Below are 25,835 nucleotides of genomic sequence, written 5' to 3'. Positions count from 1 at the left end.
TGGGCGCGATGATCCTTGAACAAGCCGAGCTGGACGCCTTCGAGCCAGGCCCTTGGGCGACGAGGGGCAAGAATTCCACCCGTCAGGGGCCGGGTCAGGACAGCCCCTTGCCTTGTCGAAGCCTTGTTGGAGGAATGCGCTCAGCTCGATCCGACCTCGTTCATCGGCTGCCCGGCGGCAAAGGCCTCCAGGACCTCGGTCAGCTGATCGGCCAAGCGCTGTTGCGCTTGCAGCGAGGCCCAGGCCACGTGCGGTGTCAGCAAGACCTCGGGCCGCTGGGCCAGGCGCAGCAGCGGGTGATCGGGCGGCGGCGGCTCGACACTGGCCACATCCAGCGCCGCTCCGCCGATGAGCCCCTGGTCCAAGGCGCGCGCGAGAGCCGCCTCGTCGATCAACGCGCCGCGGGCGGTGTTGATGATGAGCGGGCGGCGCCGCATCGCATGAAACTCGGCCTCGCCCAGCAAGCCGCGGGTTTCGGGCGTCAAGGGGCAATGCAGGCTGAGCACATCGCAACGCTGCAGCACCTCGCTCCAAGGGGTGTAAGGCGGCTCGACCCGAGCGACCCCTTTGCGCCCGGCCCACAGCACCTGCATGCCAAAGGCTTGCGCCAGTTCCCCGACTCGCCGCCCCAGTTCACCCCGGCCCACGATGCCCAGTGTGGCGCCGGCCAGGTCGGCGATCGGGTGGTCGTGGAAGCAAAACTGCCCACTGTCCCACCAGCGTCCGGCCAGCACCGACTCGCGGTAGGCCAGCAAGCGGCGGCGCAAGGCCAGCATCAGCGCCAGGGTGTGTTCCGGCACGGTATGCACCGCATAGCCTCGGATGTTGCACACCTTCACGCCATGGCGCGCACAGGCGGCCAGGTCCACACAGTCGGTGCCGGTGGCGGCCACGGCCACCAAGCGCAGCTGCGGCAGTTGCGCCAGCGCGTCTTCCGTGATGGGCACCTTGTTGGTGATGGCCATGGTGGCGCCTTGCAGCCGCTGCACCACCTGGTCGGCGCTGGTGCGCTCGTGCTCGATCCACACATGCTCGAACCCCGGCCGGCGCATGCGCACTTGCGCTGCCAAGGTGGCCCGATCCAAAAACACGATGTGATGCATCATCTCCCCTGCGTGCTGGCCTGCTGCAACGCGTCCAGCGCTTCTTGCACGATGCGCTGTGGCGTGATGCCGAAGTGTTCGTACAGCCGAGGTCCCGGCCCGCTGGCGCCGAAGCCTCGCATGCCCACGAAGCGCCCGCGCTCGCCCAACCAGCGGCACCAGCCGAAGTCCACCGCCGCCTCGCAGCCCACGCGCACGGTGCCAGGCCCCAGCACGGCGTGTTGGTAAGCCTCGTCCTGTTGTTCGAACAACTCCCAGCACGGCATGGACACCACGGCCGTGCCGATGCCCTGGGCCTGCAAGTGCTGGCGGGCCTGCACCGCCAGCGCCACTTCCGAGCCCGTGGCCAGCAAGGTCACTTGCCGCGGGCCTTCGGCCTCCAGCAGCACATAGGCCCCGCGGGCGCTGCGGTTGTCCATCCCATCGTCCGCCGAGCGCACATGCGGCAGGCTCTGGCGGGCAAAGATCCAGCTGACCGGGCCATCGCGGCGCTGCAACGCCACTTCCCAGCATTCGGCGGCTTCCACGGCATCGGCCGGCCGCATCACCCACATGCCAGGCAGGGCCCGCAGGCTGGCCAGCATTTCCACCGGCTGGTGGGTGGGGCCATTGCGCCCGATGCCGATCGAGTCGTGACTGAAGACGAAATGCACCGGCAGCCCCATCAGCGCCGCCATGCGCAAAGCCGGACGCTCGTAATCGCTGAAGGCCAGATAGGTCAGCGCCAGCGGCACGATGCCACCATGCGCAGCCATGCCCACGGCCAAGGCGCCCATCGCATGCTCGCGCACTCCGCAATGCAAATAGCTGCCCGCGCGATGCTCGGCAGTGAAGGCCGCCTGGTCCCGCTTGTGCCCCATCGGCGCTTCCAGGTCGGCGCAAGCGATCAAGCGCTCCGGCATCAACGGAGTCAGCCGCTGGTGCAGATCGGCGCAGATGAAGATGCCGCTGGACTGCGGCGCGGTCTGCACCGCCTCACGGCGGTAGCGCCGCAGCACATCGCGCCAGCCCTCGCGCAGGCCGCCTTGCAGCACGCGCTCGAACTCGGCGCGCTCGCGCGCAGGCAAGGCTTGCACACGGTCTTGCCATGCCCGACGAGCCTGGCGGCCGCGCTGTCCGGCCGCGCGCCAAGCGCCCAGCACGTCCTCGGGCACGACGAAGGGCGGATGCGGCCAATCGAGGTCACGCCGCGCTTGCTCGGCATCCTGCTCGAACAGCTTGGCACTGTGGCCGCCGCGCTGGCCTTGCAGCCGCGCCAAGCCGCGCGCAATGATGGTTTTGCACGCGATCAAGGACGGCCGCGGGTCCTCATACACCGCGGCCATGGCCGCATCGAGCGCCTCCAGGTCGTGGCCGTCCACCTCCTGCACATGCCAGCCGGCCACGCGAAAACGCTCGGCCACGTTTTCGCTGATCGACAACGCAGTGCTGCCATCATCGGTGATGGCGTTGTCGTCCCACAGCAAGGTGAGCTTGCCCAGCCGCCAGTGCCCGGCCAGTTGGATCATTTCCTGCCCCACCCCTTCTTGCAAGCAGCCGTCGCCGACGAAGGCCCACGTGCGGTGGTTCACCAGCGCATCGCCAAAGCGCGCGTTCAAATAGGCTTCGGCCACGGCCATGCCCAAGGCGTTGGCGATGCCTTGTCCCAACGGGCCGGTGGTCACCTCGATGCCATGGGCCACGTTGCGCTCGGGGTGGCCTTCGCAGTGCGAACCCAATTCGCGGAAGGTTTTCAGCTGCTCGATGTCGAAGGCCACATAGCCCGTCAGGTGCAGCAAGGCATACAGCAGCATCGAGCCATGGCCGTTGGACAGCACCACGCGGTCACGGTCGGGCCACTCGGGCGCCTGCGCATCGAATTTCAAGCTCCGGGTGTACAGCGCGGTGGCGATCTCGGCCATGCCCAAGGGCACGCCCTGATGGCCTTCACCAGCGCGCACGATGGCATCGATGGCCAGCATGCGGATCGCATGCGCCATGCGTTGCCGCAGCGTCGGATCGATCCTCACGGCCCGCCCCCTCAGCCCAGCCAGCGACAGATGCGCCCGCCCAGCGCCTCGCGGCTGATGCCGTAGCGCTGGTGCAGCGTGGGCAAGGCACCGGCATCCAGGAACGCATCGGGCAGACCGGCCAGCTCGAAACGCGCCGGCTGCACCCGATGGCGCAGCAGCACGCTGGCCACTGCCTCGCCCAGGCCGCCGACGATGCTGTGGTTCTCGGCCACGACCACCAAGCGGTGCTTGTAGCGCACCTGCTCGACGATGGCGGCCTCATCCAGGGGTTTGAGGGTCGGACAGTGCAAAACGGCCACGCCGATGCGGTCGGCAGCCAAGTCTTGCGCCACTTCCAGCGCCCGCATGGTCATCAAGCCGCTGCTGATGATCAGCACATCCTGCCCGTCGCGCAGCAACTTGGCGCGGCCCAGCTCGAAGCGATAGCCCTCGATCTCGTCGAGCACCAGCGGCACATTGCCGCGCAGCAGTCGCATGTACACCGGCCCCGGATGCGCGGCGATTTGCGGCACGGCTTGCTCGATGTCCAGCGCGTCACACGGATCGACGATCGTCAGCCCCGGCACGGCCCGCATCATGGCCAGATCCTCGGTGGCCTGGTGGCTCGGCCCGTAGCCGGTGGTCAGCCCCGGCAGCGCACAGCAGATTTTGACGTTGAGGTTTTCCTCGGCGATCACCTGATGGATGAAGTCGTAAGCCCGCCGGGTGGCGAACACCGCATAGGTGGTGGCAAAGGGCAGCAAGCCCTCTTTGGCCATGCCGCCGGCGGCGGCCAGCAGCAATTGCTCGGCCATGCCCATCTGGAAATAGCGCTCGGGATGGGCCTGCGCCAAGAGATGCAAATCGGTGTACTTGGCCAGATCGGCCGTCAGGCCCACGACCTCTGGGCGTTGACGGGCCAGCTCCACCAAGGCCTTGCCGAACGGAGCGGCGCGCACGCGCTGCCCTTCGGCCGCAATCGAGGCGATCATCGCCGAGGTTTTCAATCGAGGACGCTCGGTGGCGGTGTTCATGCGCGCGCTCCTTCGGGGGCGGTCTGATCGAGGATGTCCAAAGCTTGTTGCCATTCGGGCGGATCGACCCGGATGAAATGGTTCTTGTCGCGCTGCTCCAGGAACGGCACCCCCTTGCCCATGAGGGTGTCGCACAGGATCACGCGCGGCTGGGGCTGCGGCCAATGGCGCGCGGTGTCGAAGGCCTGCAGCACCTGGGCCAAGTCGTTGCCATCGATGCGCTGCACATGCCAGCCAAACGCACGCCACTTGTCCACCAAAGGCTCGAAATTGAGCACCTGCGTGGAAGGCCCGTCGGCCTGCTGATTGTTGAGATCGACCAAGCAGATCAAGTGATCGAGCCGCCAGTGGCTGGCGCTCATCGCCGCCTCCCACACCGCGCCTTCGTCGAGCTCGCCGTCGCTCATCGACACATAGACATAGGCCGGGTTGCCGCGGTGCCGCAAGGCCAGCGCCATGCCCACGCCGATGGCCAAGCCCTGCCCGAGCGAGCCGCCGGAGATCTCCATGCCGGGGGTGTAGGTCGCCATGCCCGACATCGGCAGGCGGCTGTCGTCGCTGCCGTAGGTCTCCAGCTCGCTTTCGGGCAAGATGCCCGCCTCGATCAGCGCGGCATAGTGCGCAATCGCATAGTGCCCATGCGAGAGCAAGAAGCGGTCGCGCCCCTCCCAATGCGGGTCGTCGGGACGCAACCGCAACGCATGTCGGTACGCCACGGCCAACACATCGGCCCAGCCCAGCGCCTGGCCCACATAGCCTTGGCCTTGCACTTCACCCATGCGCAGCGCATAGCGACGGATGCGCCAAGCCGCGGCAGCCAATTCGCGCAAACGCGCGTCCTCAACGGTCATGCTTGGATCTCCACGAACGATGAATCACTTCAAGATGCTGGCCGGCACATACGAGACGAGCACCAGCACCACGAAAGCCACGAGGTAGAACGGCGCCAGCTCGCGCACGGTCTGTGCAATGCCCGCGCGCGCCATGGCGCTGGTGATGAACAGCGTGGTGCCCATCGGCGGCGTGTACAAACCGATGGCCAAATTGACCACCATCATCACGCCCAGTTGGATGGGGTCCATGCCGATGCTTTGCGCCAGCGGCAGAAACACCGGAGTCAGCAGCAACACCGCCGCCGGCAAATCGATGAACATGCCCAGAAATAGCATCAACACGTTCATCAGCGCCACCACGGCCCACGCCGCCGTGACGTGGCTTTGCACCCATTGGGCAAAGTGCTGCGGCATCTGGTCGAAGGTCAACAACCATCCAATGGCTGCCGAGGCCATGATCACGAACAGCACCACGCCACTGGTGACACCGGCTTCGATGACGGCCTCCAGCAAACGCCGCCAGCTCAGATCGCGGTAGATCACGGACGACACCACCGCGGCGTACAGCGTGGACAGCACCGCCACCTCGGTCGGCGTGGCAAAGCCAAAGCGCAACAGCACCACGATCAACACCGGCAACAGCAGGGCCGGGATCGAGTACACCAAGTCGCGCCGCACTTGCCCCAAGGAGGCTGCCGCTTCACCGCGGGGCAGCCCGCGGCGCTTGCCTGCCCACCAGCACACGGCCAAGAACCCGCCGGCCAACAGCAGCCCAGGCAACACGCCAGCCAGAAACAGCGTGGCGATCGAGGCATTGGCCGTCACGGCATACAGGATGAGCGGGATCGAAGGCGGGATGAGGATGCTGATGGTGGCCGACGAGGCCAACGCGGCCGCGGAAAACGCCGGCGGATAGCCCAGCCGACGCTGCCACGGCAGCAGCAAAGCGCCAATGGCCGTGGCATCGGCCACCGCCGAACCAGAAACCCCCCCGAACACCGTGGACGACAGCACGCTGACTTGCGCCGGCCCGCCATGCCAACGCCCCACCAAGGCCGACAACAAGCCCACCAAGGCCTGCCCCAGCTTGCCCCCCATCATCAGCGAGCCGGTGAGCATGAAAAAGGGAATCGCGATGAGCGGAAAGCTCTGCACCTGGGCCACCATTTGCTGCACCAGCAGGTCCAGTGGTATGCGCTCATTGCTGGCCGCCGCTGCCAAGGCTGCGGCCAGCAGCGCATGACCGATCGGCATGGCCAGCGCCAGCGCCGCCAAAAACACGCACAGGATCAGCAGACTCATCGCGCGGCTCCAGCGGCATCGTCTGAAGCGGCTGCAGCGCGCCCACCCCAGGCTTGCCAGGCCGATTGCACCGCCAGAAGCGCCATCAGCCACAAGCCGCCCATCACGCAGGCGTAGGTGACCGACCCTGGCACGCGCAGGATGGGTGAGCGTTCGTCATGCACGATGGGCAGCAACTGCCATGTGGCCACCCCGAGCGTGACATGCAGCCCGGCCACCGCCAGCCACACGCCAGAGCGCAGCGCTCGCAAGCCCCGCGCCGGTAGCACCTGGGTGAGAAAGTCGGTGGCGATGTGCGCGCCTCGGCGTGCAGCCAACACGATGCCGGCCATCACCAGCCAAGGGAACAGCAACTCCGGCACTTCATTGCCCCATGCCAAGCTGCTGCCGGTGAGATAGCGCAACACGGTGTTGGCGCACAGGATCACGAAGATCACGGCGGTGGCAGCAGCCAACACCGTCACACCCACCCCATCGACCAGACGGTCGAGCCACGTGCGGCCCTGGACATCCGCGTTCATCGCAACGGCTCCTGGAGCGGCTCAGTGCGCACGCGCGGCGGCCACGACCTTCTTGACGAACGGCCCGATCGGACCGTTGCTCCACTGTTCCGTCACCGCCGCGGTGGCGCGCTGGAAGGCTGCCGCATCGGGCGTGCTGACCTGCACGCCCTTGGACTTCAAGTCCTCCAGCAGCTTGGCATCGGCCTCGGCCGACAGGCGGCGCTGCAGCGCGGTGGCCTCGGCGGCGGCTTGACGCAACACCGTCCGATCGGCTTCGGACAAGCGATCCCAACTGCGCTTGCTCATCAGAAACGGCGTCATTTCATACTTGTGGCCGGTCAGCGCCAAGTGCTTTTGCACCTCGTAGAGCTTGCTGGCATGGATGTTCATCAAGGGGTTTTCCTGGCCATCGACCACGCCTTGCTGCAAGGCTACGTACAGCTCGCTGAACTTGATCTGCTGGGGCTCGGCGCCCAAGGACTTCATGATGTCCACCGTCACCGCATCGGGCGGGGTGCGCATCTTCAAGCCCTTGAGGTCTTCGGGCTTGGTGATCGGGCGCTTGCTGTTGGTCATGTGGCGGATGCCGTTGTCCCAATAGCCCAGCACGATCAGGCCCTTCTCTGCGCTTTTGTCGGCCAGCTCTTGGCCCAAGGGCCCGTCCAGCAGCTTCCAAGCCGCCGGCAGATCGGCAAACAAGAACGGCATGCCAAAGGCCGCGTACTCGGGCACGACGTTGGCCACCGCCCCCTGCGAGTTGGCGCTGAGGTCCAGCGCGCCGCTGCGCAAGGCCGTCACCATGGCCGCATCGTCGCCCAACTGGGCCGAAGGCGCCACCTGCACCTCGATGCGGCCGCCGGATTTGGCTTTGACCACCTCGGCGAACTTCACCGACGCCTCATGCCGCGGGTTGCCCGGGGCCGCGCCATGGCCCAGCATCAGCTTGATGCTTTGCGCCTGCGCCCAGCCGCAGCCCAGCAGCACCGCGGCGGTAAAGGTGGCTTTCAAGAATGTTTTGCGTTGCATGGTGTGTCTCCTCGGGTGAAAGATGGGGCGCGCCTGCACGGCGCGGCGTCAGTGAATCAACATGCCTCCGTTGACGTCGAGCGTCACGCCGGTCACGTACTTGGCCAAGTCGCTGGCCAAAAAGAGCACGCAGCCGGCCACGTCGTTGGGCTCGCCGATGCGGTTGAGCGGGATTTGTTCCAAGATGCCCTTCATCCGGTCGTCGGGGATGAGCCCCTTGTTGATGTCGGTGGCAATCAGCCCCGGCGTGACGCTGTTGACCCGAATGCCTTCGATCCCATACTCGCGCGCCATCGCGCGCGCCAAGCCCAGCACCCCGGCCTTGGCGGCCGAATAGTGCGGCCCGCCCAAGATGCCGCCCCCACGCTGAGCACTGACGGAGGAGATGCAAACGATCGCACCGCCGCGCTGCGCCCGCATCGTCGGCAAGACGGCCTGCGACATGTACAAGGTGCCGCGCAGGTTCACGTCCAGCACGGCGTCATAGTCCTCGGGGCTGATGTCCAAGGTCTTGCGCGGCTGGGTGATCCCGGCGTTGTTCACCAGGATGTCGATGCGCCCGTAGCGCTCCAGTACGGCCTGCGCGGCGGCTTGGCAGGCGGCTTTGTCGGTCACATCGGCCACCACCCCCAGGTGGGCCTCCCCCAGGTGCGCGGCCGCGCGTTGCGGCTCGGCGCGCGCCAAATCGACCACCACCACACGCGCGCCGTGCTCGGCCATCGCCCGCGCGGTGGCAAAGCCCAGGCCATTGGGTCCGGCCGCACCGGTGATCACGGCCACTTTGTCTTTCAGCAGCATGCTCATGCTCTCCTCACATGGAACGCAAGGGGCCGCAGCAACTGCGGCGCGCCTCTTGCGGCACCCAACACGGGTCACCGCCGCATGGTGGCCGCGACGGTGAATGAAGACAAGCGATGTTTTTTCACTCTAAGATGACGAATCGTCATCTAACGTCCGGGGTAGCCCCGATGCCGCACCTGCCGCCCATCCACGCCCTTCAGGCCTTCGAGGCCGTGGCCCGCCGGCGCAGCTTCGCCTTGGCGGCCATGGAGTTGCATCTGACCCCTTCGGCCGTGAGCCATCAGATCGCGCGCCTGGAGGCCCAACTGGGCGTGCGGCTGCTGGAACGCAGCGCCCACGGCGTGCGCTTGAGCGCTGCCGGCGAGTCCTATTTGTCGCGCGTGGCCGGCGCCTTGGCCGCCATTGCCTCGGCCACCGATGACGTGCAGCACGGGGTGTCCAACAGCCTGTACGTGCACAGCACGCCCAGCCTGGCCATGCTGTGGCTGATGCCGCGGCTGCCCACCTTCGCGCAGGCGCACCCGGAGGTCTCGCTCAACTTATCGGCCGCCCACACGCACAGCGATTTCGCGCTCGGGCAGGCCGATCTGGACATCCGCTACGGCGTGCCAAACTGGGGCGATCTGGTGGTGGAACCCTTGTTCGAAGAACCCATCGTCCCCATGGCCAGCCCGGCGTTCATCCGGGCGCACCGCCTCAAGCGCATCGAACAATTGCTCGACGTCCCGCTCATCCAGAGCAATGTCAGCGTGGTGCAATGGAGCGATTGGTTCGCTGCACACAGCCGCTTGCGCGCGCCGCAGCGCTTTGCCTTGCGCTTCGACCGCGCTCAAATGGCCATGGAGGCGGCCATCTTGGGCCTGGGGGTGGCGCTGGAAAGCGCCGTGCTGGCTCAACCCCATTTGCGCGAAGGTCGTTTGCGCATGGTGTTCGGGCTGGATCGCTGCGTGCGAGTCAAGGCGCATTTCGTCGTCTATCCCGCCCGACATGCGCGACGCGCCCCCGTGGAGGCGTTCTTGACCTGGATCCACCGCGAAGCCGCGCGTTGCGCTCTCGCACCGGCATGACCGACGCCACGCCCCGGCCTGCCCCCCGGACGCCGCAATCTCGGCGTAGCATGTGGGCATGCGCACTCTGGGCTGGATCACACTGGGGACCTTGGCCGCCGCCTTGCTTCTCGAACCTTGGGCCGTGGTGTCCGGGTTGATGCTGGGCCTGCTGCTGCCCCGTCAGCGGCGCCCTGCCATGCGCGCGCCCCGGCCCACCCCCGGCCAGGCCACGGTGCCATCGACGCGCACGGCCGATGGGCGCTTTGCCGCGCTCCATGAAGACTGGGTGGGGCCACGGGTGTTGTCGATCGATGCGCCGCAAGTCCCCGGGTCGATCCGCCGCCATGCTGCACGCCTGCGACCGCCAGCGCATCAGGTGATCGATCTGGGCGATGGCAGCTACCTGCTCTACGGCGCCCAAGGGCAGTGGCTCGACGCCTGCCATCTGCGGGTCCGTTGAGCCGCCGAGCAAGCACTCACGGGGTTGCCGATGGATGCCACGCCCACGATGCACGCCATGGTCTGGCAGGCCGCCGGGCAGGCTTTGCAGATGGAGGAGCGCCCTGTGCCCGAGCCAGGGCCCGGACAGTTGCGCTTGCGCGTGCTGGCCTGCGCGGTCTGCCGCACCGATGTGCACTTGATCGACGGCGAGCTGCCCTTCGCCCGGCCGCCGGTGGTGCCCGGCCATGAGATCGTCGGCCGCATCGAGGCGCTGGGGCCGCTCGTGCAAGCCGGCGTGGGGGGCTGGCGGCTCGGCCAACGTGTCGGGGTGCCCTGGCTAGGCCACACCTGCGGCCATTGCGACTACTGCGCAGCGGGGCAAGAAAACCTGTGCGACCACCCGGGCTGGACCGGTTGCACGCGCGACGGCGGCTTTGCCACCCATGTGCTGGCCGAGGCCGACTACGTGTTCGACCTGGACGACCTGCCGCTGGACGACGTGCATGCCGCTCCGCTGCTGTGTGCCGGGCTCATCGGTTATCGAGCCTATCGCCGGGCCGGCCGAGGCCAAAGGCTCGGGCTGTATGGCTTCGGTGCGGCGGCCCACTTGCTGGTCCAGCTGGCCCGCAGCGAAGGATGGCAGGTCTATGCCTTCACCCGCGCCGGCGACACCGCCGCCCAAGCCCACGCCCGTCGGCTGGGCGCGGTGTGGGCCGGCGCCTCGGAGGAGCCCCCGCCGCACCTCTTGGATGCGGCCATTCTGTTCGCCCCGGTGGGGGCTTTGGTGCCGCTGGCCTTGCGAGCCGTGCGCAAGGGCGGCCGGGTGGTGTGCGCCGGCATCCAAATGAGCGACATCCCCGGCTTTCCCTACCGAGACCTTTGGCAAGAGCGTCAACTCGTCTCGGTGGCCAACCTCACCCGGGCCGATGGCCAAGCCTACCTGCGCGCCGTGCGCCAAACGCCCCCGCAGGTGCACGTGCAGGTCTATCCGCTGGCACAGGCCAACGAAGCCCTGGCCGACCTGCGTGCTGGCCGGGTGCTGGGGGCGGCGGTGCTGCGACCCTGAAGCCGCCCGGCCAGACTCAACCGAAAGCTTCCTCCACGGTGAGCACCCGCCCGGTCTCGGCCGCGTCATAGCCGGGCAAGGCGGCCACGCGACGGCGATACCCTGCCGAGCCCAGCACCTCCAGCACGGGGCGCAGGCGCGCGTCCTCCAGCGCTTGCACCGGGATGGCGAAAAAGTAGCGCTCCTTCAGCAAAGCAATGAAGTCCAGCCCGAAGCGTCGCGCGGCCGTCTCGACGCCCAGCCCCACATCGGCCATGCCGCTGGCCACATAGGCGGCCACCGCCGCATGGGTCAGCTCGGCATCGCCATGTCCGCTGAGCTGGGCCGGGGCGATGCCTTCGCGCTGCAACAGCAGGTCGATCAGGACCCGCGTGCCCGAACCTTCGGGGCGGTTGACGAAGCGCAAACCACGGCGTGCCACATCGGCCAGGCTGCCGATGCGGTGTGGATTGCCGCGCGCCACGAACAAGCCCTGGGTGCGCACGGCCAGCTGCACCAGCCGGTGCCGCTGCGGCTGCAGCCAGGGGCGGTAACGCTGCACCGCTGCGGCCTGGAACTCGCCCATGGGCACATGGAAGCCGGCCAAGTCGCAATCGCCTTGCGCCAGGGCGGCCACGGCTTCCAGGCTGCTGCGATAGCGCCATTGCAGCTCGATGCGCCGCGCCAGCAGCAGCTCGCGCAACGCCGCCACCGCAAAGCCATGGCTGGCCTGCAGCCGCGGCATGCTCGGTGCGCGGTGGCCGTTGCGGCCCAGGTCCGCTTCGATCTCGCTGGCCAACGACTCCAACAACGGCTGCAGGCGCGCGTTGCTGCGCGCTTGGGCCCAGATCAAACGGCGGGCCATGTCGGTGAGCCGCGAGCCGCGGCCGCGCCCACGCTGCAGCAACGGCTGGCCCAGCAGCGCCTCGCCTTGGCGCAGCAGGCCCCAGGCATGTCGGTATGACCAGCCCAGCGCACGCGCGGCCTGGGCAATGCCGCCACCGTCTTGCACGGCCTCCAGCAAGGCCAGCAGCGGATCGGCCACGAAGCCGCCGTCGTCGGGGCCAAACTGCCATTGGAGCGAGACGCGCACCGACGTCATGGACACCTCGTCGCAACAAATATGCAAGCCAGTGCATATTAAAGGGCCCCGGACGCGCTAGGCTGCCTCTGCCCCCACGAACGAAGATCCCCGGCCATGGATGCCAAGATCATCCCCCTGCACCCCGAGGGTGCTCCCAGCCGCCAACGTCGTCGGCAAGCCCCCCGTGGACGGCCCGTGAGCCCCGAAGCGCTGCGCGAGGTGCAAGCCACGCTGCAGGGCGTGCTGCCGCGGCGCGACCAGCTCATCGAGGCCCTGCATGCGCTGCAAGACCGCTTTCATCAGCTGCGCACCGACCACCTCGCCGCGCTGGCGCAATGGATGCGGCTGTCGCAGGCCGAGGTGTATGAAGTGGCCAGCTTCTACCACCACTTCGACGTGGTGCGCGAGCGGCCCGATGGCAGCTTCGAAGCGCCGCCGGCGCTGACCGTGCGGGTGTGCGACAGCCTGTCGTGCGAGCTGGCCGGCGCGCATGAGCTGTTGCAACGGCTGCCGGGTCTGCTGGGGACGCACGTGCGCGTCGTCCCCGCCCCCTGCCTGGGCCGCTGTCATGAGGCGCCGGTGGCCCTGGTGCATCAACGCCCGATCGGGCGGGCCACCGCCGCAGCCGTGCAAGCCACCATCGCCCAGGGCCTGCATCACGAGGACATGCCCGCGGCCTTGGGCTTGGACGCCTACCGCGCCCAAGGCGGCTATGCCACGCTGCAGGCCTGCGTGAGCGGCCAGCGCCCGGTGGAAGCCGTGCTGCAGGCCCTGGACGACTCGGGCCTGCGTGGCCTGGGCGGCGCCGGGTTTGCGGCCGGGCGCAAATGGCGCATCGTGCGCGCGCAGCCAGCACCGCGGCTGATGGCCGTCAACATCGACGAAGGCGAGCCCGGCACGTTCAAAGACCGGCACTATCTGGAGCGCGACCCACACCGCTTCCTCGAAGGCATGCTGATCGCGGCCTGGGCCGTGGGGGTGGAGGCCATTTACATCTACCTGCGCGACGAATACCACGGCTGCCGCGCGATGCTGGCCCGTGAACTCGCCGCCTTGCAAGCCGCTGCCCCCGTGCCGCTGCCGCACATCGAGTTGCGCCGCGGCGCCGGCGCGTACATCTGCGGCGAAGAGTCGGCCATGATCGAATCCATCGAAGGCAAGCGGGGCCTGCCCCGGCTGCGCCCGCCGTATCTGGCCGAAGTGGGCTTGTTCGGTCGGCCCACGCTGGAGCACAACTTCGAGACGCTCTACTGGGTGCGCGACATCGTCGAGCGCGGGCCACAGTGGTTCGCCTCGCACGGCCGGCGCGGCCGCAAGGGCCTGCGCTCGTTTTCCGTGTCGGGCCGCGTGAAGCAGCCCGGCGTCAAGCTCGCCCCGGCAGGCATCACGCTGCGCGAGCTGATCGACGAGCATTGCGGCGGCATGCTCGACGGTCACCAGCTGTACGCCTACCTGCCCGGCGGGGCCTCGGGCGGCATTCTGCCGGCCCGCTTGGCCGACCTGCCGCTGGACTTCGACACCTTGCAGCCCTATGGAGCCTTCATCGGTTCGGCCGCCATCATCGTGCTGTCCCAACATGACCGCGCAGTGCAGGCCGCGCGCAACCTGATGCGCTTCTTCGAGGCCGAATCCTGTGGTCAGTGCACGCCCTGCCGCGTCGGCACGAGCAAGGCGCGTGCGCTGATCGAGCAGCCGCGCTGGGACACTGCCTTGCTGGCGGAGTTGTCGCAAGTGATGCGCGAGGCATCCATCTGCGGCTTGGGACAAGCCGCCCCCAACCCGGTGGACTGCGTGATCAAGTACTTTGCCGAGGAGCTCGCATGAATGCGGTGATGTCGCCCGAGGTCGTCATCGACTTCACCCTGAACGGGCAGCCGGTGCAAGCCCGTGCGGGCGAAACCCTGTGGACCGTGGCCCGGCGTCACGGCATCGAAATCCCCCACCTGTGTCATGCCCAGGGCCTGCGCCCGGCCGGCAACTGCCGCGCCTGCGTGGTCGAGATCGAAGGCGAGCGGGTGCTGGCGCCCTCGTGCTGCCGCAGCCCCACGCCCGGCATGGTGGTGCGCAGCGACAGCGCACGTGCGGTGGCGGCGCAGAAGATGGTGATCGAGCTGCTGCTGTCGGACCAGCCGGCCACCCCGCGCACCGGTCGCAACGAGCTGACCGAATGGGCCGCCAAGCTCGGGGTGGGCCAGCCGCGCTTTGCCCCGCGCACGCAACCCGCACCCGATGTCTCGCACCCGGCCATCGCGGTGCACCTGGACGCCTGCATCCATTGCACCCGCTGCCTGCGCGCCTGCCGCGAGGTGCAAGTCAACGACGTGATCGGCCTGGCCGGCCGCGGTGCGCGCACCACCATCGTCTTCGACATGGGCGATGCGATGGGCGCCTCCACCTGCGTGGGCTGCGGTGAATGCGTGCAAGCCTGCCCCACCGGCGCCCTCAGCCCAGCGCAAGGCGCGGGCTTGCAGCAGGCCGATCGACGCGTGGAGTCGATCTGCCCCTACTGTGGCGTGGGCTGTCAGCTCACCTACCACATCAAGGACGAGCGCATCCTGCGCGTCGAAGGCCGCCACGGCCCGGCCAACCAGGGTCGTCTGTGCGTCAAAGGGCGCTATGGCTTCGACTACGTGCATCACCCCCAACGCCTGACCGTGCCATTGCTGCGCCGCGAAGGCGTCCCCAAGCACACCCCGGTCGATCCCGAGCGCTGGCACGAAGTCTTCCGCGCAGCCAGCTGGGACGAGGCCCTGGCGCGCGCCAGCGAGGGCTTGCGCCGCATCCGCGACACGCTGGGGCCGCGCGCGCTGGCCGGCTTCGGCTCGGCCAAGGGCAGCAACGAGGAGGCCTACCTCTTTCAGAAGCTGGTGCGCACCGGCTTTCGCAGCCACAACGTCGATCATTGCACGCGTCTGTGTCATGCCTCGTCGGTGGCCGCGCTGCTCGAAGGCATTGGCTCCGGCGCGGTGTCCAACCCGGTGCGCGATGTCGCACAGGCCGAGTTCGTGCTCCTGATCGGCGCCAATCCCACGGTCAATCACCCGGTGGCCGCCACCTGGATCAAGAACGCGGTGCGCCAAGGCACCAAGCTCGTCGTGGCCGACCCGAGGCGCACCGAACTCGCCCGCCACGCCTGGCGCGTGCTGCAGTTCCGCCCCGACACCGACGTGGCGCTGCTCAACGCGATGATGCACACGATCATCGCCGAAGACCTGATCGACTCCGCCTTCATCGAGGCGCGCACGACCGGTTTCGACGCCCTCAAGGCCCATCTCGCAGCCTACCGCCCCGAGGCCATGGCCCCGCTGTGCGGCATCGACGCCGACACGATCCGTGAAGTGGCGCGCGCCTATGCCACCGCGCGCGCCTCGATGATCCTGTGGGGCATGGGCATCAGCCAGCATGTCCATGGCACCGACAATGCCCGCTGCCTGATCGCGCTGGCGCTGATGACCGGCCAGATCGGCCGGCCCGGCACCGGGCTGCATCCCTTGCGCGGACAAAACAATGTGCAAGGCGCGTCGGACGCCGGCTTGATCCCGATGATGTTCCCGGACTACCAGCGCGTCACCGATGCGGCCGCGCGCGCCAAGTTCGAACGGCTCTGGGGCGTGCCGCTGGACGACCAGCCCGGCCTCACCGTGGTGGAAGTGATGGACGCCGCCTTGCGCGGCGAGGTGCGCGGCATGTACATCGTGGGCGAGAACCCGGCGATGAGCGACCCCGATGCCGAGCATGCGCGCCAAGCCTTGGCCGCGCTGGACCACCTGGTGGTGCAAGACATCTTCCTCACCGAAACCGCCGCGCTGGCCGACGTGGTGCTGCCGGCCTCGGCCTTCCCGGAGAAAACCGGCAGCTTCACCAACACCGACCGACTCGTGCAGCTTGGCCGTCAAGCCCTGCAGCCGCCGGGTCAGGCGCGCCAGGACTGGGAGATCATCCAGTCCATCGCCCAAGGCCTGGGGCTGCCGTGGCACTACACCGACATTGGCCAGGTCTATGAAGAAATGCGTCAGTGCATGCCCAGCCTGGCCGGCCTGAGCTGGGCCCGCCTGCAACGCGAAGGCGCCGTCGTGCACCCCTGCCCGGATGAGGACGCGCCGGGGCAGGCCGTGGTGTTCACCGACCACTTCCCCACGCCCGACGGCCGCGGCCGCTTCGTGCCAGTCGATCTCGTGTCGGCCGACGAACGCCCCGATGCCGACCATCCCTTCGTGCTCATCACCGGCCGCCAGCTCGAACACTGGCACACTGGCAGCATGACCCGGCGCAGCCGGGTGCTCGATGCCCTGGAGCCAGACCCGGTGGGCCTGATGCACCCGCAAGACTTGCAACGCCTGGGCGTGGCCCCCGGGGGCCTGGTCACGCTGCGCTCGCGCCGCGGTGAAGTGTCTCTGTACGCCCGCGCCGACGAAGGCACCCCCGTGGGCACCGTCTTCGTGCCCTTCTGTTATGCCGAAGCCGCCATCAACAAACTCACCAACCCCGCGCTGGACCCCTACGGCAAGATCCCCGAGTTCAAGTACTGCGCCGTCAGCGTGCGCGCCGGCGGCTCGGTGCCCGGCCCCCATCCGACCCGCAGCCCCACGAAGATGTGACCAGATGTAAGGCGAGCCCTCCTCGGGCGTCCCGTTTGCTTCGTCCAAGCCACGCCAGTGCCACGGCGTGCAGCCGCGCGGCAGAACCGCCACACCGTGACGTTTTCTGACACAGCGCGTCACACCGCGGGTGACACTTTGGCGCCCGACACCGGAGAGCTTGCCCTTGGACATCCGCAACGTGGACACGCCCCTGACGCGCGCACGACGTCTGGCGCGGGGTGCCGCCTCATCGGCCGTGATGTGGGTGGCCTTGCTGGGCTTGGCCGCCTGTGGCGGCGGTGCGAGCAGCCCGAAGACCGGCTCGGAGCCGACCGCACCGCCGGCATCCAGCCTGCCCGACCAACCCACCACCCAGCGCGACGCCGTGCGTCTGGCCGATCAGGCCACCTTCGGCCCCACCGAAGCCTTGATTGCCACCATCCGCACCCAAGGCCCGGCCAAATGGATCGCCGAGCAAATGAACCTGCCCATGTCACGCTACACCAGCGGCGGCACCGGCGCCGTGCACCAGCACACCGGCAGCGGCAACTTCTGCGACGGCCGCGGCGCGAACTGCTGGCGCGATTGGTGGTCTGCCACTCCGTTGGTGTGGGACTTCTACCGCAATGCCGTCCACAACCCGGACCAACTGCGCCAACGCGTGGCGCTGGCGCTGCAGCAAATCCTCGTGGTGTCCAACCTCGAGGTCGAAGGCACCTATGGCTTGCGCAACTACCACAACATGTTGCTGGAACAGGCCTTCGGCAACTACCGCGAGGTGCTGCGCAAAGTGAGCCTGTCGCCGGTGATGGGCGACTATCTGAACAATGCCAACAACGACCGCGCCGCGCCGAACGAGAACTTCGCGCGCGAACTGCTGCAACTCTTTTCGATCGGCACCTGCGAGCTCAACCCCGACGGCACGCTCAAAAGCGGCAAATGCATTCCCACCTACGACAATGACACCGTACGCGCCTACGCCTACGCCTTGACGGGCTGGACCTATCCCCCCGGTGGCGCCACCGCCTGGGGCTGCTGGCCGCAGGGCACCCACTGCCGCTATTACGGCGGCGACATGGTGCCCGCGGCGGCCTACCACGACACCGGTGCGCGCACGCTGCTGTCGGGGGTGAGCCTGGCCGCCGGCCACACGGCGCCCCAAGCCCTGGAGGCCGTGCTCGACAGCCTGATGAACCACCCCAACATCGGGCCGTTCATCGGCAAGCAGCTCATCCAGCACCTGGTCACCAGCAACCCCTCTGCGGCCTATGTGCAACGGGTCAGCACCGCCTTCAACACCGGCCGCTTCGACAGCTTCGGCAGCGGTCAGCGCGGCGACCTGCGCGCCACCATCGCGGCCATCTTGCTCGACCCGGAAGCCCGCAACGCCAACCCCGGGCCCGAATTCGGCCGCCTGCGCGAGCCGGTGCAAGTCTTCACCGGCGTGTTGCGTGCGCTCAACGGCCGCACCGACGGCGATGCCCTGGGCTGGTGGTGGGGTGAACAGTTGCGACAGCACCTCTTCCGCGCCCCATCGGTGTTCAATTTCTACCCCCCGGACTACCCCGTGGCCGGCACCGCGCTGGTGGGCCCGGCTTTCGGCATCCACAATGCCAACACCGCCTTGCAGCGCATCAATTACGTGAACTACTTGGTGTTTTGGGGCGGCTCGGCCCCGGCATCCCAAGTGCCCAATGCCGTGGGCACCCGTGTGGACCTCAGCGCCTTTGCATCCGATGCCGACGACCCCGCCAAGCTGGTCGATCGGCTGTCGATGCTGGTGCTGGGCGAGCAGCTACCGGCCGGCCCGCGCAGACTGGTGATCGACGCCGTTTCGGCCTTTGGCCCTGGCAGCAACGAGACCGTGCGACTGAACCGGGTGCGTCAAGCCGCCTACCTGATCTTTGCCTCGCCGCAATACCAGATCATCCGATGAGGCCGCCCATGAAACCACGCACTGCCGCCGAAGCCTGGGTCATGACGCGCCGCCAATGGCTCAAGTTCACCGGCCGCACCCTGGCCGGCGCGCTGGGCCTGGGTGGCCTGGCGAGCTTGCTGCACACCCCCGTGCAAGCACAGTCCGGCTACAAAGCGCTGGTTTGCGTCTTTCTGTACGGTGGCAACGATGGGCTCAACACCATCGTGCCCACCGACACCACGCGCTATCAACAATATGCCAGCGTGCGGGGCCCGCTGGCGCTGCCGCGCAGCGCGCTGATTCCCTTGGGTGGCAGCGATTACGGCCTGCACCCGGCCATGGCCGCGCTGGCACCGGTCTGGAGCCAAGGACACCTGGCCGCGGTGTTCAACGTGGGCCCGCTGTACGCCCCCTTGACCAAAGCCGAATACCGCAATGCGCCGGCCAACTCGCCGCTCATCCCTGATGCGCTGTTCTCGCACTCCGACCAACAACTGCTGTGGGAAGCCGCCAGCACCAGCGCCATGGTGCGCACCGGCTGGGGCGGCCGCGCCGCCGACGCCCTGGCCACGGCCAACCCGGTGATCTCGGTAGGAGGCAACAGCCGCTTCGGCTTGTCCACACTGACCGCTCCCCTGGTGCTGCCCAGCCCTGGCGCCACCTTCGGGCTGGAAGGGCTGAGCGACACCTCCTGGGCACCGGTGGCCGCTCGCAAAGCCGCCGTTCAAGCCCTGTACGCCGGCAACCACCCCCATGCCCTGCTCGACGCCTACATGCGCCAACAGCGCGATGCGCTGGCCGTGTCCGAGCGACTGGGCGCCTTGGTGAAGACCACCCCGTCAGACCCCCAAGCCTCGACCGCGATCAACCAGGCCTTCGCCCCGCTGATCAGCGACGGCAACATCTCCTCCAGCCTCGGCCAGCAGCTCTACCAGGTGGCCAAGCTCATCGAAAGCCGAGCCACGGTGCAAGGCGAACGCCAGATCTTCTTCGCCTCGCTGGGCGGCTTCGACACCCACGGCCAGCAAATCGGCAGCAGCAGCACCACCGGCGAGCATGCCCGCTTGCTCGGCATCCTTGCCCAAGCCCTGGCCTGTTTTCACCAAGCCATGCTCAACCTCGGCTTGGCCCAGAACGTCACGCTCTTCACCCAAAGCGACTTCGGCCGCACCTTCAAGCCCAACAACAGCGCCGGCACCGACCACGCCTGGGGCAACCACCATCTCGTGATGGGCGGCGCGGTGGCCGGCGGCACCTACGGCCGCTACCCCGAACTGGTGCTCGGCGGGCCGGACGACGTGGGCGTGCATGGCTGGGAACAGCACGGCCGCTGGATTCCGACCCTCTCGGTGGACCAATACGCCGCCACCTTGCTGCGATGGTTCGGCGCCAGCGATGCCCAGCTCGACACCATCTTGCCCAACCTGCGCCACTTCAGCCAGCGCCAGATCGGCTTCCTCTGAAGAATCCGACCTCGATCGCCGCACGCGGCTGCGAGCCCATGGTTTGACCGTGACACGGCGGCTTGCCCACAACCTGCCGGATGCACGCGTTCCGTCCCCGGCCCGGACCGCCTGCCTCCCCCTTCGGTACCCCCGATCAAGAGGAATGACCAGCGCTTACATCTTCTGGCAAGGTTTGGTGGCAAACCACCCGCCGGTTCGAGACGACCGTCGGCCACGGCACAGGCCCAAGCTCATCAGCCGCGTTCGCGGCTGCGGTCACTGCCGCTCGAGCGCCCACCGATCGACCGGCCGCAAGGTCAAAACAGCCGTCACTTCGACAATCAGACGCCGAAAAGCCGGTAGCGAAAATCGGAACCACTGCTTCAACGCCGCCCCGGCGCGGCCAGTGACGACGCAATGCACCACTGCGCCGCCCAATAGGTGGACAGCACCCACAACGAAGCCTGCGGCAGCGGATCCAGGAACATGTTGATGGCCAACAGGGCGTCGGAGCACACGAAGAGCAAGCCCCCCAGCGCCGCGCAACCCGCCTCGCGCGAGGCCGGGGCCCCGGCCGCGTGCAGCCACCAGGTGGCCGCCTGCGCGGCCATGGCGGCCAAACAGATCACATAGGCCACCACCGGGAGCTGCAATGCCGCCGGCACGCCCGGCCACAACTGCGCCAGCAGGGCCACGCTGGCCACCCCATAAAACACCCAGGGCTGCCAGACCGCGGCCAGCCGCGTGGTGGACGTGAAGGCCACGAGATACGCCAGATGGGCCAGCAAGAAGGCCGCCAGCCCGGCCACAAAACCGCCCGGCCACATCAACGCGATGTCTCCGGCCAGCGAGAACACCAGCCCCACCAGCACCCAAGTGCGACGCCGCGGCCCATCGCCAGCCCGCGACCAGGCATACGCAATGATGAGCACGGTGGTCAGCGGCTTGAAGACGAAGCGCAACACCTCGGCATCGAGCGCATGCGGCCCGCTGAAGATGGCCAGCAGGGCGCTGGCCACCAGCACCCACGGCAGGGTGTAGCGCCAGGCGGTGGCCCAGGGGATGGCAGTGTGTGTCATGGGCGCCGATTGTGGGTGGCCCACCCGGGTAATGCCACTGGGAATCGCCCGATGAGGGCATGATCGGCTCGTCGATGATGCAGCCGTGGCACCCGAGGCTTCAGTACAACGTCACGGATCGTGACGGTGTGCCGCCCCTGGCTCCCCCCTAAGGGGGGTACTCAAGCGCGCCAGCCCGACGCACGATTCCTTACCAAGAGAAACGCCGGCAGGGCAACCTGCCGGCGTTTCGGGTACGAACTCGGTCTTTCGACCGATTCTTATTGCAGCAACGGCTCTCACCCCGGATAGCTACAACGGGGTGGATTATGCGAAGGGAAAGAATGTCCGACAAGTCCCCCATGAATCTCGGTCCCTTGACGTTCGGGTTCGACATCGGCATCGCCTCGGTCGGTTGGGCCGTACTGGGCGAGAACCGTATCGTGGATCTAGGTGTCAGAACGTTCGAGAAGGCCGAGACAGCGGACCGTGGTGAACCCCTGAACCTGGCTCGTCGCACGGCCCGTTTGATGCGACGCCGCCTGTACCGACGTGCCTGGCGTCTGACCAAACTGGCCCGTTTGCTCAAACGCGAGGGATTGATTCCCGCGGCAGACTTCTTCAAATCACAGCCCGGATTCGTCGACTCGACCTGGTCGCTGCGCAAACAAGGCTTGGACCGCAAGCTGGAACCCATTGAATGGGCGCGTGTGCTTTACCACCTGTGCAAGCACCGGGGCTTCCACTGGTTCAGCAAGGCAGAGGAAGCCAAGGCTGAAGCCGATGCCAAAGGTGAGGGTGGGAAGGTCAAGCAAAGCCTGTCGCGCACCAACGCGATCATGCAGGAGAAGGGCTACCGCACAGCCGCCGAGATGGTACTTGCCGAGTTTCCCGACGCTCAGCGCAACAAGCAAGGCAGCTACGAAAAGGCGCTGTCTCGCGTTTTGCTCGATCAGGAACTCGGCGCGCTGTTCGCCGCGCAACGCTCCCTTGGAAACCCACATGCGGGTGAGGCCCTAGAGAAGGCAATTCGCGGCACAGGTGATCGACGCAGCGGCCTGTTCTGGGAGCAACGCCCCATGCAGTCCGTCCTCTCGATGCTTGGCAAATGCACCTTCGAGAAGGATGAGTTCCGAGCGCCGAAAGCCAGCTTCACCGCTGAGCGCCATGTCTGGCTGACCCGTCTCAACAACCTGCGCGTCATCGTCGATGGTGAATCTCGTCCGCTCAACGAGGCAGAGCGCCGACATGCGCTCCCCCTGCCCTACCAAGCGGGCGAGAAGTACACCTACAAGAACCTGCGTACGTCGCTGGTGAGGTCCGGGTTACTGCCCGACACCTTCCGCTTCGGGGGCTTGTCCTATCCTAGCGAAGCGCAGAAGGAAGCCGGCAAGGCGAAGGACCCGGAGGAGCAGATCCTGGTCCGGCTCCCTGCGTGGCATGCACTGCGGCTGCACCTCAAGAAAGTGGGGCTGGAAGCCGAATGGCAGCAGATGTCGGACGCCGCGCTGGAGGGGCAACCTGATCTGCTGGATGATATTGCCTGGGTACTCAGCGTCTACAAGGACGACGCTGACATCCGCGCAGAACTTGCGAAGCTGCCTTTGCCAGGGGGCGATCGGATGATCGAGGCTCTAATGGCACTGAGCTTCGACAAATTTCATGCCCTTTCGCTCAAAGCGCTGCGCAAGATCGTCCCGCTCATGGAGCTAGGCCTGCGCTACGACCAGGCTGTCGAGCAGATCCCCGAGTATGGGCACCACAGCCAGCGGTTTGTGGCTGGCGGCGGAGAGCACAAGTACCTGCCGCCGTTCTACGAGAGCAGGCGCACCAAAGACGGCAGCATGGAGTTGCGCAAAGACCTGGACGTCCCACGCAATCCTGTTGTGCTGCGTGCGCTCAACCAGGCGCGCAAGGTGTGCAACGCGCTAATCAAGGAATACGGCTCGCCCGCTTCGGTACACATCGAGATGGCGCGAGACCTGTCCCGTCCGCTGGACGAACGACGCGATATCGAGAAACTGCAGAAGGAGTACCGCGACAGGAACGATGCCGAGCGCCAGCGCTTCATCGAAGAGTTCGGCCGCAAGCCCACGGGCGTAGAGTTCGAAAAGTGGATGCTGTACCGCGAGCAGCATGGCAAATGCGCGTACTCGCTTGAGCCGCTCGAACTCGATCGGGTCATCAACGACCCGAGCTACGTGCAGATCGATCACGCCCTGCCCTACTCGCGCAGCTACGACGACAGCAAGAACAACAAGGTGCTGGTGCTGACGCGCGAGAACCAGAACAAGGGCAACCGGACTGCTTACGAGTACCTCACCAGCTTCCCGGGAGGCGAGGACGGTGATCGCTGGCGACAGTTCAAGTCCTGGGTGGAAACGAACAAGTCCTACCGGCAAGCCAAGCGCAACCGCTTGCTGCGCAAAAACTATGGCCCCCAAGAAGCTCAAGGCTTCAAGGACCGCAACCTGAACGACACACGCTACATCTGCCGGTTCTTCAAGAACTATGTCGAGCAGCACCTGCAACTCGCCAGCGACAGCACGGCCCAACGCTGCGTGGTGATCAACGGCCAGCTCACCTCCTTCCTGCGGGCACGTTGGGGCTTATTGAAGATCCGGGAGGAAAGTGATCGGCACCACGCACTGGATGCCGCTGTGATCGCCGCGTGCAGCCACGCGATGGTCAAACGCCTGGCCGACCATGCCAGGCGCAAGGAACTGGAGTACCTGCGTCAAGGCTTCCCCGACCCCGAGACCGGAGAAGTCCTCGACCCCGGCGCGCATCAACATCTGTCCGAACGCTTCCCCGAACCGTGGCCGCATTTCCGCCATGAACTGGAGAAGCGTCTCAAGATCGACTCCGTCGAGGAGCTGCGTGCCGAAATGGCACGGCTCGGGACCTATCCGCCTGAAGCGCTGCAGGCCTTGCGACCGCTTTTCGTCTCACGTGCACCGCAGCGTCGCAATGGGGGAGCGGCGCACAAGGAAACCATCTATGCACAGCCCGAACGCCTGAAGGCCAAGGGCAGCGTCACCCAAAAGGTGCCATTGTCCAGCCTGACACTGAAAGATCTGGACAAGCTGGCCGACCCGCATCGCAACGAGAAGCTCTATGCCGCCATTCGCGCCCGTCTGGAAGCCCATGGTGGCAAGGGAGACAAGGCCTTCCCTCCGAACGACCCGCTGCGCAAACCCGACAAGGAAGGCAACCCGACCGGCCCCATTGTTCGCTCGGTGAAGATGGTCATCGACAAGATGAGTGGCATCCCAGTGCGCGGCGGCATTGCCAAGAACGACAGCATGTTGCGAGTAGACGTGTTTGCGAAGGATGGCAAGTACTTTCTGGTGCCGGTATATGTCCACCACCGCGTCACCGGCCTGCCGAATCGGGCCATCGCGGCATTCAAAGATGAGAGCGAATGGACCCTAATCGATCAGAGCTTCGAGTGGTGCTTCTCGCTGCATCCGAATGATCTGGTCTGTGTGCACCTGAAGAAGGAGCGGTTGACCGGCTACTACGCAGGCTGTGATCGTTCTGGCGGCACGATCAACATTTGGGCTCACGATAGAAATGCTGGCATTGGCAAAGACGGCTTGATCCGCGGCATTGGCGTCAAGACCGCCATCAAGGTTGAAAAGCTCCACGTCGACCTCCTCGGCCGCATCTATCCAGCGCCTCCGGAGAAGCGCCGTGGTCTGGCGTAGCGTGATCATCAACCAGCCGGCTCGCCTGAAGCGCGAGCACTTCTCGCTCGTGGTCGAGCAGGAGCAATCGGCGCGGGTGCCTTTCGAGGACATCGCCGTGATCGTGCTGAACAACCGCGAGATCACGCTGACGCATCCGGTGCTGTCGGCCTGCGCGGAGTACGGCATCGGCTTATATGCCACCGGTGACAACCACCAGCCCAGCGGCGTCTTCCTGCCTTTCCAGAGCCACAGCCGCGCCACGCGCATGCTGCGCCTGCAGCTGGCACTGGACAAGCCCACCGGCAAGCGCACCTGGGCGGCCATTGTGCAGCGCAAGATCGCCAACCAGGCCTTCTGCCTGCAGGTGATGAAGGCCGGCGACCATGAGCGCCTGATGTCCTACGCCCGGCGTGTGCGCTCGGGCGATACGGGCAACATGGAAGCCCAGGCCAGCGCCTACTACTTCCCGCAACTGTTCGGCCACAGCTTCCACCGCAGTCAAGAAAACTGGGTCAATGCCGCACTCGACTATGGCTACGCCGTGATGCGCGGCGCCGTCGCACGTGCACTGGTAGCCCATGGCCTGCTGCCCACCGTCGGCATCTTCCACAGCAGCGAACAAAACGCCTTCAACTTGGCCGACGACCTGATCGAGCCCTACCGACCGCTGGTGGATCTTCACGTGGCCAAGCACCGCAATCCAAACGACGAGGCGAAGCTGGCGCCCGCCGACAAGGCTGCCCTGGTGGCGCTGCTCCATGTGGATGTGGCCATGCCTCGCGGCATGATGAGTGTGCTGTCATCGATCGAGCAGGCTGCGGAATCTTTGGCCCGCATCTACGAAGGCGGCAGCGAGGTGCTGCTGGAGCTACCCCAGATTGTCGGCCTCCAGCAGCACCACCATGAAATGTAGCCATGCAAGACCATGGG

19 protein-coding genes are annotated in these 25,835 nt (G+C 66.9%); 9 read left to right on the top strand and 10 right to left on the bottom strand.

Features of this window, described 5'->3' with window-relative positions; genetic code table 11:
- Positions 1–140: 140 nt before the first annotated feature.
- From CTA01S_RS08280 to CTA01S_RS08245, 8 genes are read right to left on the bottom strand one after another with little or no spacing between them, the layout of a single operon-like run.
- Positions 141–1,106: a D-2-hydroxyacid dehydrogenase gene (locus CTA01S_RS08280; RefSeq protein WP_198150824.1), complete on the bottom strand. Its 966-nt coding sequence runs from the start codon at positions 1,104–1,106 to the stop codon at positions 141–143.
- Positions 1,103–3,082, bottom strand: coding sequence for a transketolase family protein (locus CTA01S_RS08275; protein WP_062194393.1), 1,980 nt, complete (start codon positions 3,080–3,082; stop codon positions 1,103–1,105). The genes CTA01S_RS08280 and CTA01S_RS08275 overlap by 4 nt, the downstream gene beginning before the upstream one ends.
- 41 nt (positions 3,083–3,123) lie before the next feature.
- Complete coding sequence (locus CTA01S_RS08270; protein ID WP_062194389.1) at positions 3,124–4,128, bottom strand: transketolase family protein; 1,005 nt, start codon at positions 4,126–4,128, stop codon at positions 3,124–3,126.
- Positions 4,125–4,979, bottom strand: a complete 855-nt coding sequence (locus tag CTA01S_RS08265) for a transketolase (RefSeq protein ID WP_062194386.1) — start codon at positions 4,977–4,979, stop codon at positions 4,125–4,127. Before CTA01S_RS08265 ends, CTA01S_RS08270 begins: the two co-directional genes overlap by 4 nt.
- Positions 4,980–5,003: 24 nt before the next feature.
- Positions 5,004–6,263, bottom strand: a complete 1,260-nt coding sequence (locus CTA01S_RS08260; RefSeq protein WP_019561771.1) for a TRAP transporter large permease — start codon at positions 6,261–6,263, stop codon at positions 5,004–5,006.
- Positions 6,260–6,784: a TRAP transporter small permease gene (locus CTA01S_RS08255; RefSeq protein ID WP_019561772.1), complete on the bottom strand. Its 525-nt coding sequence runs from the start codon at positions 6,782–6,784 to the stop codon at positions 6,260–6,262. The genes CTA01S_RS08260 and CTA01S_RS08255 overlap by 4 nt, the downstream gene beginning before the upstream one ends.
- A gap of 21 nt (positions 6,785–6,805) precedes the next feature.
- Positions 6,806–7,792, bottom strand: coding sequence for a TRAP transporter substrate-binding protein (locus CTA01S_RS08250; protein ID WP_062194383.1), 987 nt, complete (start codon positions 7,790–7,792; stop codon positions 6,806–6,808).
- Positions 7,793–7,840: 48 nt separating this feature from the next.
- Positions 7,841–8,590, bottom strand: coding sequence for an SDR family NAD(P)-dependent oxidoreductase (locus tag CTA01S_RS08245; protein WP_026330324.1), 750 nt, complete (start codon positions 8,588–8,590; stop codon positions 7,841–7,843).
- Between the two features lie 170 nt (positions 8,591–8,760).
- Between CTA01S_RS08245 and CTA01S_RS08240 the strand changes: the two genes are divergently transcribed.
- From CTA01S_RS08240 to CTA01S_RS08230, 3 genes are read left to right on the top strand one after another with little or no spacing between them, the layout of a single operon-like run.
- The gene (locus tag CTA01S_RS08240; RefSeq protein ID WP_062194379.1) at positions 8,761–9,660 is read left to right on the top strand and encodes a LysR substrate-binding domain-containing protein; all 900 of its coding nucleotides are present in this window, start codon (positions 8,761–8,763) and stop codon (positions 9,658–9,660) included.
- A gap of 58 nt (positions 9,661–9,718) precedes the next feature.
- Positions 9,719–10,102 carry a hypothetical protein gene (locus CTA01S_RS08235; protein ID WP_062194375.1) on the top strand — a complete coding sequence of 128 codons (384 nt, stop codon included), beginning with the start codon at positions 9,719–9,721 and terminating at the stop codon, positions 10,100–10,102.
- Positions 10,103–10,132: 30 nt separating this feature from the next.
- Positions 10,133–11,149 (top strand): zinc-dependent alcohol dehydrogenase family protein, encoded by a 1,017-nt coding sequence (locus tag CTA01S_RS08230; RefSeq protein WP_198150822.1) that lies wholly within the window; start codon positions 10,133–10,135, stop codon positions 11,147–11,149.
- Between the two features lie 16 nt (positions 11,150–11,165).
- On the opposite strand, the gene CTA01S_RS08225 is transcribed toward CTA01S_RS08230, so the two are convergent.
- Positions 11,166–12,230, bottom strand: a complete 1,065-nt coding sequence (locus CTA01S_RS08225) for a substrate-binding domain-containing protein (protein ID WP_062194370.1) — start codon at positions 12,228–12,230, stop codon at positions 11,166–11,168.
- 96 nt (positions 12,231–12,326) lie between these two features.
- On the opposite strand from CTA01S_RS08225, the gene CTA01S_RS08220 reads away from it, so the two are divergent.
- The 4 genes from CTA01S_RS08220 (at position 12,327) to CTA01S_RS08205 (ending at position 20,173) form a co-directional block, all read left to right on the top strand.
- The gene (locus tag CTA01S_RS08220) at positions 12,327–14,036 is read left to right on the top strand and encodes an NADH-ubiquinone oxidoreductase-F iron-sulfur binding region domain-containing protein (RefSeq protein ID WP_062194365.1); all 1,710 of its coding nucleotides are present in this window, start codon (positions 12,327–12,329) and stop codon (positions 14,034–14,036) included.
- Complete coding sequence (gene fdhF, locus CTA01S_RS08215) at positions 14,033–16,810, top strand: formate dehydrogenase subunit alpha (protein ID WP_062194362.1); 2,778 nt, start codon at positions 14,033–14,035, stop codon at positions 16,808–16,810. The genes CTA01S_RS08220 and fdhF overlap by 4 nt, the downstream gene beginning before the upstream one ends.
- Before the next feature lie 166 nt (positions 16,811–16,976).
- Positions 16,977–18,728 (top strand): DUF1800 domain-containing protein, encoded by a 1,752-nt coding sequence (locus tag CTA01S_RS08210; RefSeq protein ID WP_084362362.1) that lies wholly within the window; start codon positions 16,977–16,979, stop codon positions 18,726–18,728.
- A gap of 8 nt (positions 18,729–18,736) precedes the next feature.
- A complete protein-coding gene (locus CTA01S_RS08205) occupies positions 18,737–20,173 on the top strand; it encodes a DUF1501 domain-containing protein (protein WP_062194359.1) in 1,437 nt (478 codons plus the stop codon).
- 365 nt (positions 20,174–20,538) lie between these two features.
- On the opposite strand, the gene CTA01S_RS08200 is transcribed toward CTA01S_RS08205, so the two are convergent.
- Positions 20,539–21,234, bottom strand: a complete 696-nt coding sequence (locus CTA01S_RS08200) for a lysoplasmalogenase (protein WP_062194356.1) — start codon at positions 21,232–21,234, stop codon at positions 20,539–20,541.
- Positions 21,235–21,575: 341 nt separating this feature from the next.
- On the opposite strand from CTA01S_RS08200, the gene cas9 reads away from it, so the two are divergent.
- A complete protein-coding gene (cas9, locus tag CTA01S_RS08195; protein WP_232301025.1) occupies positions 21,576–24,923 on the top strand; it encodes a type II CRISPR RNA-guided endonuclease Cas9 in 3,348 nt (1,115 codons plus the stop codon).
- Positions 24,910–25,818 carry a type II CRISPR-associated endonuclease Cas1 gene (gene cas1 / locus CTA01S_RS08190; RefSeq protein ID WP_062194348.1) on the top strand — a complete coding sequence of 303 codons (909 nt, stop codon included), beginning with the start codon at positions 24,910–24,912 and terminating at the stop codon, positions 25,816–25,818. Before cas9 ends, cas1 begins: the two co-directional genes overlap by 14 nt.
- Positions 25,819–25,835: the final 17 nt, after the last annotated feature.

The sequence above is a fragment of the Caldimonas taiwanensis NBRC 104434 genome (assembly GCF_001592165.1).
Taxonomy (GTDB): Bacteria; Pseudomonadota; Gammaproteobacteria; order Burkholderiales; family Burkholderiaceae_C; genus Caldimonas; species Caldimonas manganoxidans.
This window is presented reverse-complemented; position numbering and strand designations above follow the sequence as displayed.